This window comes from Thiobacillus sp. (genome assembly GCF_013693775.1).
GTDB lineage: Bacteria > Pseudomonadota > Gammaproteobacteria > Burkholderiales > Thiobacillaceae > Thiobacillus.
Genome location: NZ_CP059257.1, coordinates 278,247 through 292,350, shown reverse-complemented (window position 1 = coordinate 292,350; position 14,104 = coordinate 278,247). Strand labels below are relative to the sequence as shown.

Sequence of the window (14,104 nt, the reverse complement as noted above, 5' to 3'; positions counted from 1 at the left end):
TTCGGTCCNCCGGGTTCGCCGGGAAACGCCATTCCGACAGCGATGCCGATACTCTGCAGCTGCTCCTTCGTGCCGTAAATGAGGTCTCCCCAGGGAGTTGGTTGTACTCGCGCACAGGCATGTCGTGCGCGTTGCTGGTACGATTGGCTTCAGCCATATGCAATCTCCTAAACAGGTTGCTTTGTGGTCAGGGCTGGTTGGGTGTTGACGCACCCTGCCGGCCCGCTTTTGCCCGAGGACCGTCAGGCGGCGGTAATACCCTTCTCGATCACGTCGGAAACCCAAGCATTTAGGCTCTTGCCGTGCGACTCCGCCACCATGGCGGCGCGAGCGTGAAGCTCAGGGGCGAGCCTCAGTCGGAATTGCCCTGAGTAAGGGCGACTCGGCTCCCTGCCCAGCTTCCGGCAGGTCTCCAGATAGTCCTCGACGGCCTCCTCGAAAGCGGCCCTCAACTCGGCAACGCTCTCGCCGTGGAAGCCGATCACGTCCTGTATGCCGGCGATGTGGCCGATGAAGCAGCCGTCCTCTTCGCTGTATTCGACCCGGGCAGCGAACCCTTTGTGTGTCATCGTGCTCATGGCTTTACTCCAAGGTTTTCCAGGAACTGCCTTGCATCGCGCACCTGGTAGGGCTTCGCCTCCTTGGCAGGGTGCGGCCGGTGAAAGGTGGCTATATGGCCCGCCTTCTCAAAGCGAACGCGTGACCCGTTGCCCTCGATCACCTGGCAGCCGACAGCCACCAGCAATGCCTCGATGCGGCGCCACTCAAGTGTCTTGGAGACCGGGTCGGTAAAGACGGCGATCAGTGTCTTGCGGTGGCTGGCATTCATGTTTGAATGGTATCAAATAATGGAACCATGTAAAGCGTTTTCTTTTGATCGAGATCGTCACGCCGCTTTCTTGCTTCGGATCGGTCGCACGTTGTCGGCCATCTTCGGTTCGCACCACGCGGCCCAATCGGCCATCATCTGGCGGCGCTTCTCGAACATGTCGCCGCGCCGGTAAGCCGCTTCCACCTTGTTGCCGACCGCGTGCGCCAATGCCATTTCGGCCATTTCTCCGGGGTAGTCCGTTACCTCCGCCGCCCAGTCTCGAAGGGATGAACGGAAACCGTGAACAGTGCATCCAGGGTGCAACCGGCGCAAGGCCATGGTGAGGCTCATATCCGACATCGGCTTTCGNCTGCGCGCCCCAGGAAACACGAAATCGCTTTGACGCACCTCCTCGGCCTTCTTGAGCACGGCCAGCGCCGACTCCGAGAGGGGCACCCGATGCTCCCTGCCAGCCTTCATCCTCGAAGCCGGGATGATCCAAACGCCCTTTTCCATGTCGATCTCTCCCCAGGTTGCCTTAAGGGCTTCGCCGCTGCGGCAACCGGTGAGGATCACGAATTCAAGGCATAACTGGCTGACCCCNTGGCGTTCGCGCAACATGCCAATAAATTGACTCATCTCGCCGTATGGCAGGGCCGCAAGGTGCTTTGGCGGACGAACCTTGGACCGTTTCAGGAGCACGTTCTCAAGGTGTCCGCGCCATGCAGCCGGGTTCTCCCCTTCCCGAAAACCCTCGAACTTGGCGTAAGAAAGAATCCTCTCGATCCTCCCGCGCAAGCGCGTCGCCGTCTCGGTCTTCGTAAGCCAAAGGGGCTTGACGACTTCGAGCACCATTGCGGTGTCCACCTCACCGACCGGCACATTTCCCATTACCGGGTAAGCATAGGTTTCAAGCGTGTTCTCCCACTGTGAGGCGTGCTTGGCGTTCTTCCAGCCAACCCGCTCCTTCTCAATGAACGCCTGCGCCATTTGCTTGAACGTCACGGCGCCGGCTTCTATCTTCGCAGCTTCTGCGGCTGCAGCAGCCGCCTGCTGCTTGCGGTGTTCAACAGGGTCGATCTTGTCGTGTACCAGGGCGCGGGCCTGTGCAGCGCGACGGCGCGCCTCTTTGGCGGGGACGTCGACCAAGGCACCCAAGCCCATCTCACGGCGTCGGCCGTTCATCTGGTAGCGATATATCCAGGACTTCGTTCCGGACTTCGACACTTGCAGGTAAAGCCCGTTGTCATCCAGCAAGTAGCCAGGCTTCGCGTGTTTGATCTTCAGTTCGCTCAACATTCTACCCTCCACCATACCCACCATTTGATAGCTGGATTATAGCGGACGAATACGAACTTTCTAGTATTACAAACAGTAAATAAACCAACAGCAGCAAGGCTCTATGCGCGCAACTCCATTACCGTGACGGACTGTAGCGGACCATGCTTTGGCGGACTCCGTCTCCGCCAAATTCAGATTGCAGACAGATTTCATCTGTCCAATATCTCAAAACTGCGTATAATGCGCAACCTTCAAAGCGCCCGTAGCTCAGCTGGATAGAGTACTTGGCTACGAACCAAGGGGTCAGGAGTTCGAATCTCTTCGGGCGCACCACCATACAAAAGGCCGATTCCAAATGGAATCGGCCTTTCATTTCAACAGTAGATCGTGTTTTCGGCGTAAAGCTGGCCCGCCGGTGAACGAATCACCGCCTCACGTGCGCATCCATGCCTGCCTTCGCTCAGATGCGTGAATCACTCATTGATTACTGATAACTACTTGGCGGCAGCCCAAGCCACGCAATAGCCCTGCGGNGAGATTTCGGTGTCTCCGGGAAANATCTTGCAGCCGCCAAGCGCCTTCGGTGTTTTACCCGGAACGAAATGCATGCAGGTTGCGCAGTGCTTGTCTCCGTTGGGCTTGTCCTGGTATTTCATCGAAGTGCGCATGGCGGCATTGGTTGCGGCCATTGCCTTTCCCGATACAGCGACCACGGGAATTATGGCGAGCGCTGCGCCGCTGATCTTCAGGAATTGACGACGTGAAGGCTTCTGTTCTTCTTTCATTGCTGGCTTCCTTTTGCTGGCGGTTAATAAATGGCGCTCCGGCATACTACGTGACGACAGGGAACCGGTTCGCCTTGAGGCTGACTTGGGCTTACGCCTGAATCAGATCGTGCCTAATATATATCAAATAAAGACACAGTGATCCTGTTTTCACCGTTCCGTTCAAACAAGAAAAACTGCCTCCAATCCGGCGCCCTGTTTCGCATGTGCTGAGGCAGTAGAATTATGAGTCCCAGAATACACGGGAGTTCACGATGAAAAAATTGGCCTGCTCTGCCTTCTGGTCTCACTTCCGGTCTTCGCACAATCTGAAATATCCGGCACGGCCCATGTCGTGGACGGCGATACGATTCACGTCACCACCGATCATGGAACAATCAAGGTGCGTTTACTGGGCATCGCAGCCCCAGACAACCAGCAGTCCGGTGGAAATGAAGCAACAGCATTCCTGGAACATTATGCGGAAGGCGAGCCGGTGCACTGCACGCTTGATGGAACTCAATTTCAAATGCACGAAGTCGGGATTTGTTATGTGGCCGGACAAGATATTGCCGCAGCGGTGATCCGGGCTGGTCTGGCCCGGGACTGCCCCGCTGTATCCGGCGGCCGATATTGGCCGATTGAAAGACCGGAGGCACAAAAGCTCCCCTTGCCTGACTATTGCCAATCAGGCACGGCCCGCCATCGCTAGTACCAGGCAATGGCGATGCCACGGATCAGGCTCGGCAAGATCGAACACCGACGAATCATGCTGAAACGGACATATCCAGGAATCATGTCCGGTACAAAACGTCGTTTTCACCTAGAATGGCCATTAAATAGATTGATCGAATAAACGCCGTGCTCAAGAAAATCAAGGCCCGAGATCTGCAACTGGGCATGCATCTCCATGGGCTGTGCGGCTCATGGATGGAACATCCATTCTGGCGCAGCAAGTTTACTGNNACGGACACCGAGGACATCCGCCGCATCTGCGATAGCGGCATCACCGAGGTCTGGATCGATGTCGCCAAAGGCCTCGACATACCCACGGCCAAGGAAGAACCCGGGCCATCGGTTACCGCTGTGATGCATACCGAGATTGCACCCGGAATCGATGCGCTCAAACCGGCATCGATGAGCGAAGAGCTGCAGCGTGCGGCCATGATTTGCGCCAAGGCCAAGAAGGCGGTTGTCTCCATGTTCCGGGAAGTCCGCATGGGAAAAGCCATCAGTGCCGAGGATGCCAGCAAACTGGTCGAAGAAATTTCCTCGTCCGTGATACGCAACCCTGGCGCACTGATCAGCCTGGCGCGCCTCAAGACCGCCGACGACTACACGTACATGCATTCCGTTGCGGTTTGCGCGTTGATGGTGTCGCTGGCACGCCAACTGGATCTGGATGAAACGAACGTGCGTGAAGCCGGCATGGCTGGCCTGATGCACGATCTGGGCAAGGCCCTGATGCCAATGGACGTACTCAACAAGCCGGGCAGGCTGACCGACGACGAATTCCGTATCATCAAGAGCCACCCAGTCGAAGGTCACCGCCTGTTGATCGAGGGCAATACCGCCAGCGACATCGTGCTCGATGTGTGCCTGCACCATCACGAGAAAGTCGACGGAAGCGGTTACCCTGACCGGCTCTCAAGCGACGAAATCAGTCTCTTCGCCAAGATGGGGGCCGTGTGCGACGTGTATGACGCCATCACCTCCAATCGCCCCTACAAGGCGGGCTGGGACCCGGCTGAATCCATCCGGAAAATGACCGAGTGGAGCAAGGGACACTTCGACGAGCACGTCTTTCAGGCATTCATCAAAAGCATCGGCATCTATCCGGTCGGCTCGCTGGTCAAACTCGCGTCAGGCCGTCTGGCAGTCGTGGTCGAGCAATCAGAAAAATCGCTGCTGGCGCCACGCGTCAAGGTATTCTTCTCGACCAAGTCGCAAACCTACATCGTGCCGGAATTGATCGACCTTTCCCGCCCATCCATCACGGAAAAGATTGTCAGCCGTGAAGACGCGGCCAAATGGGGAATCACGAATCTGGACGAACTCTGGGCAACCTGATCAGGCTTGCCGTCAACCGAAACCCCGACTACAACCTGGCAGCAAGGCCTCAGGCAGGCTGTCTAGACATGCGGCGTGACGGGCGGCAACACTGAAGCCGGCGCGGCTTCGATCGTGACGATCTCGAACTGCATGGCTGCGAGGTCGGCCATGATATAGGTCGGCGGCGCACCGACACCGCCAACGGTTCCCGGGTTGATCAGCCAGGTGTGGCCGCCCTTGACGGTGGCGACCTGCGCGATGCTGGACTTGTGGTCGTGGCCGCAACACACCAGGTCATAGTCGCCAGTACAGGCGAGCGCCTGCGCGTAGTGCGGATAATGCACCAGGAACAAATTGCGATCGGCCAGGGTGAAGGCCGCGTCCTGGCCATGATAGCGGATGACGCTGTTGGGCTCGGCGGCCAGCCGCGTCATGTTGTAGAGGTCGCCGGTGTTGTTGCCATGGATGACGTGCACCGGCAACTCGTATTTCTGCAGCACGCGCAGCGTGGTCGGCGCGACCACGTCGCCGCAGTGCAACACCGCCTCCGCTCCGTGCGCCTTGGCGTGCTCGACCGCGGCGCCGAGCAGGCGCCGGTTGTCGTGCGAGTCGGAGAGGATGCAGACCTTCATCAGAACGCGGGCTTGTCCGCGGCGTTGCGATAGCGCTCGACGCCGGCGAGGATTTCGGCGCGAGCGTCGTCGATGCCGACCCAGCCCTCGACCTTGACCCATTTGCCCTGCTCGAGGTCCTTGTAGTGCTCGAAGAAGTGGGCAATCTGCTGCAGCAGCAGCGGCTGCAGGTCCTCGGGCTTGTGGACGCCCTTGTACAGACCGCACAGCTTGTCGACCGGCACCGCCAACAGCTTGGCGTCGACGCCGGCTTCGTCGGTCATCTTCAGCATGCCGATGGGACGGCAGCGCACCACCACGCCGGTAATCAGCGGGATCGGGGTGATCACCAGCACGTCGACGGGATCGCCGTCTTCCGACAGGGTATGCGGGATGTAGCCGTAGTTGCAGGGGTAGTGCATGGCGGTCGACATGAAGCGGTCGACGAACATGGCACCGGATTCCTTGTCGACTTCGTACTTGATCGGTTCGCCGTGGGCGGGGATTTCGATGATGACATTGAAGTCATCCGGCAGATTGCGGCCGGAGCTGACGCGATCGAGGCTCATGGTATTCAGGCTGAAAACGGGAAAGCCGGCCATTATACCCGTCCCCCACCGCGCTTCGCTCGCCCGATATAATCACGCTATTTGCGCATGCCGTTCTTCTCCCCTTCTTCCCCGCCTTCCGGCCACCGTCAGTCCGGCCTCGCCGGCGCGGCCGATGCGTTGTATCTGGCCGAACTGGCGCGCCATGCCGCGCCGCTGGCGGTGGTATGCGCGAGTGCGTGGGACGCCAACCGGCTGGCCGAGGAGTTGCGCTGGTTTGACCCAGCATTGCGGGTATGCGCCTTCCCCGACTGGGAAACCCTGCCCTACGACACCTTCTCGCCGCACCCGGACCTGATTTCCGAGCGGCTGGCGACGCTGTACCAGATTTCGCGCGGCGAGTTCGACATCGCGGTGGTGGCGCTCTCCACCGCCTTGTACCGGCTGGCGCCGCCGGCCTTCCTCGCCGCCCACACCTTCTTCCTGAAGCAGAAGGACGTCCTCGACGAGCCGGCCTTTCGCGCGCAGATGGCGCTGGGCGGCTACACCCATGTGAACCAGGTGTTCGCGCCGGGCGAATTCTCGATCCGCGGCGGACTGATCGACCTCTTCCCCATGGGCAGCGCCCTGCCCTACCGCATCGACCTGTTCGACAACGAGATCGAGACGCTGCGCGCCTTCGACGTCGACACCCAGCGCAGCATCTATCCGGTCAACGAAGTACGCCTGCTGCCCGCGCGCGAATTCCCGCTCGACGAGGCCGGCATCACCCGCTTCCGCCAGAACTTCCGCGAGCGCTTCGAGGGCGATCCGTCCAAGTCCAAGCTCTACAAGGATGTCAGCAACGGTCTGGCGCCGGCCGGGATCGAGTACTACCTGCCGCTGTTCTTCGACGAAACGGCGACGCTGTTCGACTATCTGCCCAGGCACACGCGCTTCGTCAGCCACGGCGCGCTCGACCCGGCGGGGCAGGCGTTCTGGGCCGACGCACAGGGCCGCCATCGCCTGCTGGCGGGCGACAAGGATCGCCCGCTGTTGCCGCCGGCCGAATTGTTCCTGCCGACCGACACCTTCTTCAGCCTGGCCAAGGACTACGCACGGCTGGATATTGAGCAAGCCGACGACGGGCTGGCGCGCCCGGTGCCATCGATCGCGGTCGACCGCCGCGAAGCGCATCCGGTCGCCAAGCTTCAAGGCTTCATCGATGGATTCCAAGGCAAGGTACTGATCGTCGCCCCGTCTGCCGGCCGCCGGGAAACCCTGCACGAATACCTCGCCGAACACGGTCTCGACGCAACACTCTGCGAGGCTTGGGCAGGCTGCCAGCTGAAATCCGACCGCATTCTGCTGACCTATGGCCCGCTTGCCGAAGGCTTCGTCAGCTCCGACGGCACGCTCGCCGTCATCACCGAAACCGAGCTCTACGCCATCCCGCCGAAAACCCGTCGCGCCCGCGAGGCCCGCGCGACGCAGATCGACAACCTGCTGCGCGACCTCTCGGAACTCAAGCCCGGCGATCCAGTGGTGCACGCGCAGTATGGCGTCGGCCAGTATCTCGGCCTGATCAACATGGACCTCGGCGACGGCGACACCGAATTCCTGCAGCTCGAATACGCCAAGGGCGACAAGCTCTACGTGCCGGTCGCCAACCTGCACCTGATCTCGCGTTATTCCGGCGCCGGCGAAGGGNCGGCGCCCTTGCACAAACTGGGCACCGACCAGTGGGAGAAGGCGCGTCGCCGCGCGATGCAGGCCGCACGCGACACGGCCGCCGAGCTCCTCAATCTGTATGCGCTGCGCGCGGCGCGCGAAGGCCACGCATTCAAGTTCTCGCCGCACGACTACGAGGCCTTTGCCGAAGGCTTCGGCTACGAGGAAACGCCCGACCAGGCCGCCGCGATCGCCGCCGTGATGGCCGACATGCAGGCTGGCAAGCCGATGGATCGGCTGGTATGCGGCGACGTCGGCTTCGGCAAGACCGAGGTCGCGCTGCGCGCCGCCTTCATGGCGGTGATGGGCGGCTACCAGGTGGCGGTGCTGGTGCCGACCACGCTGCTCGCCGAGCAGCACTTCAACAACTTCTCGGATCGTNTTTCCCAATGGCCGGTGAAGCTCGCCGAGCTGTCGCGCTTCCGCACCGCGAAGGAGCAGGCCGAGGCCCTGCAGGCGCTGAAGGATGGCAAGCTCGACATCGTCATTGGCACCCACCGGCTGATCCAGAAGGACGTCAAGTTCGCCCGGCTGGGACTGGTCATCATGGACGAGGAGCACCGCTTCGGAGTCCGGCAAAAAGAACAGCTGAAGGCACTGCGTGCCGAGGTCGACGTCCTCACGCTGACCGCCACCCCGATCCCGCGCACGCTGGCGATGTCGCTCGAAGGCATCCGCGACTTTTCGGTCATTGCAACGGCCCCGCAGAAGCGGCTGGCGATCAAGACCTTCGTGCAGTCGTTTTCCGGCGGGCTGATCCGCGAGGCGGTGCTGCGCGAACTCAAGCGCGGCGGCCAGGTGTACTTCCTGCACAACGAGGTCAGCACCATCGAAGCCATGCGCGAGCGGCTGGAAAAGCTGCTGCCGGAAGCGCGCATCCGCGTCGGCCACGGCCAGATGGGCGAACGCGAACTGGAACAGGTGATCCGCGACTTCTACCAGCAGCGCTACGACATTCTCTTGTGCACCACCATCATCGAGACCGGCATCGACATTCCCACTGCCAACACCATCCTCATCAACCGCGCCGACAAGTTCGGGCTCGCCCAATTGCACCAGCTGCGCGGCCGCGTCGGGCGCTCGCACCACCAGGCCTTTGCCTACCTGCTGGTGGAGGAAGACCGCACCCTCACGCCGCAGGCGAAGAAGCGCCTGGAAGCGATCCAGCTGATGGAAGAACTGGGCTCCGGCTTCCATCTCGCCATGCAGGACCTGGAAATCCGCGGCGCCGGCGAGGTGCTGGGCGAAAAGCAGAGCGGCGAAATCCTCGAGGTCGGCTTCTCGCTCTACAACGACATGCTGGCCGGCGCGGTGGCGAGCCTGAAGGCCGGCAAGGAACCCGACATGAACCAGCCGCTGGGTGTCGTGTCGGAAATCAACCTGCATATGCCCGCGCTGCTGCCGGTCGACTATTGCCCCGACGTCCACGAGCGTCTGGTGCTGTACAAACGGCTGGCGAGCGTGCACGACCCGGAGGAGCTCACCCAGCTGCAGGAAGAGCTGGTCGACCGCTTCGGCCAGCTGCCCGATCCCGCACGCGCGCTGCTCGACACCCACCGCCTGCGGCTGGCCGCTCGGCCGCTCGGCATCATGAAGGTGGACGCCAATGCGGACAGCATCCTGCTGCAGTTCGTCCCCCAGCCCNCCATCGATCCGGGGCGCATCATCCAGCTTATCCAGAGCCGGCGCGATATCAAGCTGGCGGGCGAGAACCGCCTGCGCTGGACTGCCAATTCGGCCGTCGAAGCACGCGCCGCCAACGTCATTACCCTGTTCAATTTACTGAAATAGCACACCGCATGAATCTGATCGTCCAGGGACGCGACATCCCCACGCCTAGCCTCAAACAGCTCGCCAAACTGACCGGCGCCACGGCCATCGAGGCTGTTTCGCTCACCGCGTTCCGGCTGGTGGCCGCCGACGACCGGCCGCATGCCGAGGTCGCCGCATTTTGCGAGGAAAATTCTCTCGACTGCAGCTGGGTGCCGGACGGACGGCACATCGACGACTTCGGCCTCTTGGTGATGGACATGGACTCGACCCTCATCACCATCGAGTGCATCGACGAGATTGCCGACATGCAGGGGCTGAAACCCCAGGTCTCGGCCATCACCGAAGCGGCCATGCGCGGCGAAATCGATTTTGCCGAGAGCCTGCGCCGCCGGGTGTCGTTGCTGACCGGGCTCGACCAGTCGGCCCTGCAGCGCGTCTATGACGAGCGCCTGCAGTTGTCGCCGNGGGCGGAAACCCTGTTGGCGGCAATTCGCGCCGCCGGAATCCGGACCCTGCTGGTGTCAGGGNGATTCACTTTCTTTACCGAACGGCTGCAATCCCGACTGGGGCTGGACTACACCGCCGCCAACACGCTGGAGGTGGCCGACGGCAAACTGACCGGCCGTGTCCTCGGCGACATCGTCGACGCCCAGGGCAAGGCCGATTGGCTCAATCGCGTGCGCATCGAGCTGGGCCTGGATCGAGGACAGGTCATTGCCATGGGCGATGGTGCCAACGACCTGAAAATGATGGCCGAAGCCGGCATCAGCATTGCCTACCGCGCGAAGCCCGTGGTACGCGCCCAGGCCGCTTACGCACTGAATCAGGTGGGTCTGGACGGCCTGATCCCGCTGCTGGGCGAAAATGGACGCAGTGGCTAAAGAAAATCTGCGGGCCGCCGATAAACCATTGAGTGCCCAATCAGTCATAAGATCGACCCCCGCGACCAGGAATCCCCGTGAAAATCGACAAGCGCATCACCCCGCCCGCCGCCAGCAAAGTGTCTTCCGCCAAGGGCAAAGGTGCCGGCAAAACCTCAGCCCCCACCGCTGGCAGCGGCGATTCGCTGACTTTGACCGAGTCCAGCACCCGCATCCGCTCGCTCGAGTCCCAGCTGGCATCGGTCGACGTCACCGATGCGGGCAAAGTTGAATCGGTCAAGGCCGCACTGGCCAATGGGACCTTTGCGGTCGACGCCGAGGTGGTGGCCGACCGTCTGATCGACCATACCAAGGAAACCCTGCGCAAGCGCCCGCGCAAGAAGTGATTTCCGCCCCCATCGCAAGCCCGCGGACGCAATCCGCGGGCTTTTGCTTTTCAACTGGAATAAAATCGTGCCCTGAAACTTCTTTTGGGGTAGCGCATGAACGAAATCGTTTTATCCGTGACCGGCATGACCTGCGGCGGCTGCGTCAACAGTGTCACCAAGGTGTTGACAGCCCTGCCGGGTGTGCAAACTGCGGTTGTCACGTTGACGCCGGGCCAGGCACGGGTGACATACGATCCCGCCCGCGTTGAGCGCGCCGCCATGGTGCAGGCCATCGTCGACGCAGGCTTCGGGTGAGCGACTGAACTGACCGTCGCGCTTCAGGTCTGGCCGCACAGGTTTTCCAGCGGCTCGGGCTGGTGAATTCCGTTGCCTTGCACGTAATCCACCCCNATCTGTCGCAATAACGCCAGGATCTGATCCGATTCGACGTATTCAGCCACGGTTCTCAGGTTCATCTGGTGGCCGATGCGATGAATCGCCTCGACCATGGAGCGATCAATGGCATTGTTGGCGATATCGCGCACGAATGCGCCATCGATCTTGAGGTAATCCACGTTCAGGTTCTTCAGATAGGTGAAGGACGACAGGCCGCTGCCGAAATCGTCCAGCGCGAAGCTGCAGCCGAACGCACGCATGGCCTCGATAAACTCGTTGACGACGGCAAGATTGCCGATGGCGGCCGTTTCGGTGATCTCGAAGCACAGATGCGGGCCGAAGGCCGGGTTCTCGTCAAGACTTGCCAGCAACATGCGGCGGAATGCCGGATCCTTCAACGACGCCCCCGACAGGTTGACCGCAAACAGGCAATTGCGCTCGCGTTTACTCTCCAGATAGCGCTGGCACAGACGCAGCGTCTCCTCGATCACCCAACTGTCGATGGCCGGCATGATGGAATAGCGCTCCGCCGCCGGTATGAACGCCATCGGCAGGATTTCGCTGCCATCCTCGTCGATCATCCGCAGCAGCAATTCGACATGGCGGACCGGCTCCTCGACGCCGTCGGCACGACGAATCTCCTGCCACGACAGACGCAGGCGGTGCTCTTCCAATGCCCGCTGGATACGCGTCACCCATTGCATTTCCCCACGGTGGCGCACCAGGTCGGAATCACGGCTCTCGTACAGGTGAATCTGGTTGCGTCCGCGATCCTTGGCCACATAGCACGCCGCATCCGCCGCCGACATCAGACTCGCCGCGGTGCCGCTCTCGGCATTGATCGCCACCATGCCCACGCTCATGCCGACCGAGAAAATGCGATCNCCNCATTTGAAGCGGAAACGCTGTACCTCGGCGCGGAAGGTATCTGCCACTTCCAACGCATCCGGAATGCTGCAGTTTTCCAGTAACAGCGCGAATTCGTCGCCCCCNAGGCGAGCCAGGGTATCGCGTTCGCGCAGATTGCCTTTCAGCAACAGCGCCAGCTGGCGCAGCAATTCGTCGCCCGCGGCATGGCCGCAGGAATCGTTGATCACCTTGAACTGGTCGAGATCCATGTAGCACAGCGCATGTTCGCGGCCTTGCTGCAGAGCCGTCAACAGCGTGCGCTCGAGGCGCTGCTCGAACTCGCGGCGGTTGATCAGCCCGGTCAGCGCATCGTGGCTGGCCTGATAAATCAGGCGCGCCGTGGCCCGATCGATCTTCTCCTGCATCTGGTCCTGCATGGCCTGCAGATGAGCGGCCATGTGATTGACCCCGCGCTGCAACACCCCCAGCTCGACCTGCCCGCTCGTGTCAACCCGTTCGTCCAGATGCCCCTCGCCGATACGGCTGACCGTATGGGTCAAGGACAGGATCGGCCGGGTAATCTGGCGACCGATGCGCCAGGCCAGATACAGGCTGACGCCCAGACCGACCAGCAGGATCGCCAGGCTGCGCAGGATGGACTCGCGCTGGCTTCGAATAGTGGCACTACGCGACACGTCCAGGCCCACCCAGCCCAGCAGCCGGGTCTGGGCCCCCTTCGCTGCAGCCCGGCCGTCCGGATTGAAGTCGTCGACCGCCACCTCGGTACGCGTGATCGGCGCGTAATAGACCAGCCGGTCCTTGTATTCAATCTGGTAGATATGGTCGGTCGGCATGCGTTTNTCCAACGGATTCGCCCACACGCCCAGACCGAACTGGGCCAGCCATTGGCCGTTTTCGGAGAACACCGCCACGCCGCGCACGTCCGGCTCGATCGCCGCTTTTTCGAGCAGCGTCTGCAGCACTTCGATATTGCCCGAGGCGACGCCATACTCGGCCGCTGGCGCCAGCTGGCGCGCAATGGCCAGGGCGCGGGTGCGCAGTGACTGGTCGAGATCATCGATTTTTCCCGTGATGAGCTGGAACATCAGCAGGACACCGATGATGGCTACCGGCACAATGGCCAGTCCGATGACACGCCCCCGTATTCCCAGTGACCGTGCCATCAGTTTCTCCCCTCCAAACGCTTTTCCAGATCGGCTTCGGGCGGCAGGATGAATCCGAGCGAACGCGCCACCTGATCATTGATCGAAACGCTGAAATAACTNGGGGTAGGCTGGGGCGGCAGGCGCACCGTTCCTCCCTGCATGGCGCTGCTGATCCATTCGGCAGCCTGACGGCCGATTTGTGCCGGGCTGGAATGCAAAGACAGAAGCGCGCCTGCCCGTGTCAGCGAACGCGAATAGCCCAGTACCGGATCGCGGTAGCGGTAGGATGTCAGGAAAAGGCTTTGTGCCGTGTTGCGGTTGAACACCAGCGGGTCCGGCAGCGCCAGCAGCAAATCGGCTTCCGTCAAGACCGCTTCCAGCGGGGTGATCAGGCGCTCATCCGGCGTCAGCGTGGCATAGACCAGACTGAGCCCCTGTGCGCGCAATGCACTGTCCAACTCGTTCACTACGCTGCTCTGCTCGGCGCTCAACAACACGCCCACGCGCCGCACGTCCGGCAAGGCCAGACGGATCAGGAGTGCCTGGCGCTCGAAGGGCTGATCGAGGTAAATGGCCGACAGGCCGCGACGGCTGCTGCTTCCCAGGCGCGCACGCCCTGTCTTGAGATACCACGCTCGCGGTACCAGAATCGCCAGCACAGGGGGNCGCTCGGGCAGTGCGGCCAGTGCCTCTGCCGCGCCCACGCCGACGGCCACGACGAGGCGAGCATCGTTCAGCGCAGCGGGCGTCAATCCCTCGGCATATACCCGGACAGCCTCGTGCGGAGTATCGTCGAGATAGGCACGGATGACCTGATACACCTCCTGGTAAGGTGTCGCATCGTCGCTCAGTAACACTGCCACCCGGGCTGCAACAGCCTGAGACGACACGATG

The 14,104-nt window shown here is 61.6% G+C and carries 14 protein-coding genes and 1 tRNA gene; 7 read left to right on the top strand and 8 right to left on the bottom strand.

From position 1 onward, the window contains the following. Window positions 1–242: 242 nt before the first annotated feature. Genes HZY77_RS01425 through HZY77_RS01415 form a run of 3 tightly spaced genes read right to left on the bottom strand, consistent with a single transcriptional unit; the run spans window position 243 to window position 2,110 of the window. Entirely contained in the window at window positions 243–578 is a 336-nt protein-coding gene (locus HZY77_RS01425) for a type II toxin-antitoxin system HicB family antitoxin (RefSeq protein WP_296818017.1), read from the bottom strand. Further along, window positions 575–829 (bottom strand): type II toxin-antitoxin system HicA family toxin, encoded by a 255-nt coding sequence (locus tag HZY77_RS01420; protein ID WP_296818015.1) that lies wholly within the window; start codon window positions 827–829, stop codon window positions 575–577. The genes HZY77_RS01425 and HZY77_RS01420 overlap by 4 nt, the downstream gene beginning before the upstream one ends. A 57-nt stretch (window positions 830–886) precedes the next feature. Next, window positions 887–2,110 carry a site-specific integrase gene (locus HZY77_RS01415; RefSeq protein WP_296818013.1) on the bottom strand — a complete coding sequence of 408 codons (1,224 nt, stop codon included), beginning with the start codon at window positions 2,108–2,110 and terminating at the stop codon, window positions 887–889. Window positions 2,111–2,348: 238 nt separating this feature from the next. Between HZY77_RS01415 and HZY77_RS01410 the strand changes: the two genes are divergently transcribed. After that, window positions 2,349–2,425, top strand: a tRNA-Arg gene (locus tag HZY77_RS01410). Window positions 2,426–2,586: 161 nt separating this feature from the next. On the opposite strand, the gene HZY77_RS01405 is transcribed toward HZY77_RS01410, so the two are convergent. Beyond that, the gene (locus HZY77_RS01405) at window positions 2,587–2,877 is read right to left on the bottom strand and encodes a high-potential iron-sulfur protein (RefSeq protein WP_296818011.1); all 291 of its coding nucleotides are present in this window, start codon (window positions 2,875–2,877) and stop codon (window positions 2,587–2,589) included. A 334-nt stretch (window positions 2,878–3,211) separates the two neighbouring features. On the opposite strand from HZY77_RS01405, the gene HZY77_RS01400 reads away from it, so the two are divergent. Together HZY77_RS01400 and HZY77_RS01395 are read left to right on the top strand one after the other, a co-directional pair. After that, the gene (locus tag HZY77_RS01400; protein ID WP_296818008.1) at window positions 3,212–3,568 is read left to right on the top strand and encodes a thermonuclease family protein; all 357 of its coding nucleotides are present in this window, start codon (window positions 3,212–3,214) and stop codon (window positions 3,566–3,568) included. Between the two features lie 149 nt (window positions 3,569–3,717). Further along, complete coding sequence (locus tag HZY77_RS01395; RefSeq protein WP_296818006.1) at window positions 3,718–4,926, top strand: HD-GYP domain-containing protein; 1,209 nt, start codon at window positions 3,718–3,720, stop codon at window positions 4,924–4,926. Between the two features lie 62 nt (window positions 4,927–4,988). Here the strand turns inward: HZY77_RS01395 and HZY77_RS01390 are convergent, their stop codons facing one another. Then, window positions 4,989–5,540, bottom strand: coding sequence for a metallophosphoesterase family protein (locus HZY77_RS01390; RefSeq protein ID WP_296818004.1), 552 nt, complete (start codon window positions 5,538–5,540; stop codon window positions 4,989–4,991). Then, window positions 5,540–6,088: an inorganic diphosphatase gene (gene ppa, locus HZY77_RS01385; protein WP_296818002.1), complete on the bottom strand. Its 549-nt coding sequence runs from the start codon at window positions 6,086–6,088 to the stop codon at window positions 5,540–5,542. The genes HZY77_RS01390 and ppa overlap by 1 nt, the downstream gene beginning before the upstream one ends. 87 nt (window positions 6,089–6,175) lie before the next feature. On the opposite strand from ppa, the gene mfd reads away from it, so the two are divergent. From mfd to HZY77_RS01365, 4 genes are all read left to right on the top strand, one after another. Continuing rightward, window positions 6,176–9,568 (top strand): transcription-repair coupling factor, encoded by a 3,393-nt coding sequence (mfd, locus tag HZY77_RS01380; protein ID WP_296818000.1) that lies wholly within the window; start codon window positions 6,176–6,178, stop codon window positions 9,566–9,568. Window positions 9,569–9,576: 8 nt separating this feature from the next. Then, a complete protein-coding gene (gene serB / locus HZY77_RS01375) occupies window positions 9,577–10,431 on the top strand; it encodes a phosphoserine phosphatase SerB (RefSeq protein WP_296817998.1) in 855 nt (284 codons plus the stop codon). A gap of 77 nt (window positions 10,432–10,508) precedes the next feature. Further along, a complete protein-coding gene (flgM, locus tag HZY77_RS01370) occupies window positions 10,509–10,817 on the top strand; it encodes a flagellar biosynthesis anti-sigma factor FlgM (RefSeq protein WP_296636078.1) in 309 nt (102 codons plus the stop codon). A 96-nt stretch (window positions 10,818–10,913) separates the two neighbouring features. Beyond that, complete coding sequence (locus tag HZY77_RS01365) at window positions 10,914–11,114, top strand: cation transporter (RefSeq protein WP_296817996.1); 201 nt, start codon at window positions 10,914–10,916, stop codon at window positions 11,112–11,114. Between the two features lie 23 nt (window positions 11,115–11,137). Here the strand turns inward: HZY77_RS01365 and HZY77_RS01360 are convergent, their stop codons facing one another. Both HZY77_RS01360 and HZY77_RS01355 read right to left on the bottom strand, forming a co-directional pair. Beyond that, complete coding sequence (locus tag HZY77_RS01360) at window positions 11,138–13,228, bottom strand: EAL domain-containing protein (protein ID WP_296817994.1); 2,091 nt, start codon at window positions 13,226–13,228, stop codon at window positions 11,138–11,140. Then, complete coding sequence (locus tag HZY77_RS01355; RefSeq protein ID WP_296817992.1) at window positions 13,228–14,073, bottom strand: ABC transporter substrate binding protein; 846 nt, start codon at window positions 14,071–14,073, stop codon at window positions 13,228–13,230. Before HZY77_RS01355 ends, HZY77_RS01360 begins: the two co-directional genes overlap by 1 nt. Window positions 14,074–14,104: the final 31 nt, after the last annotated feature.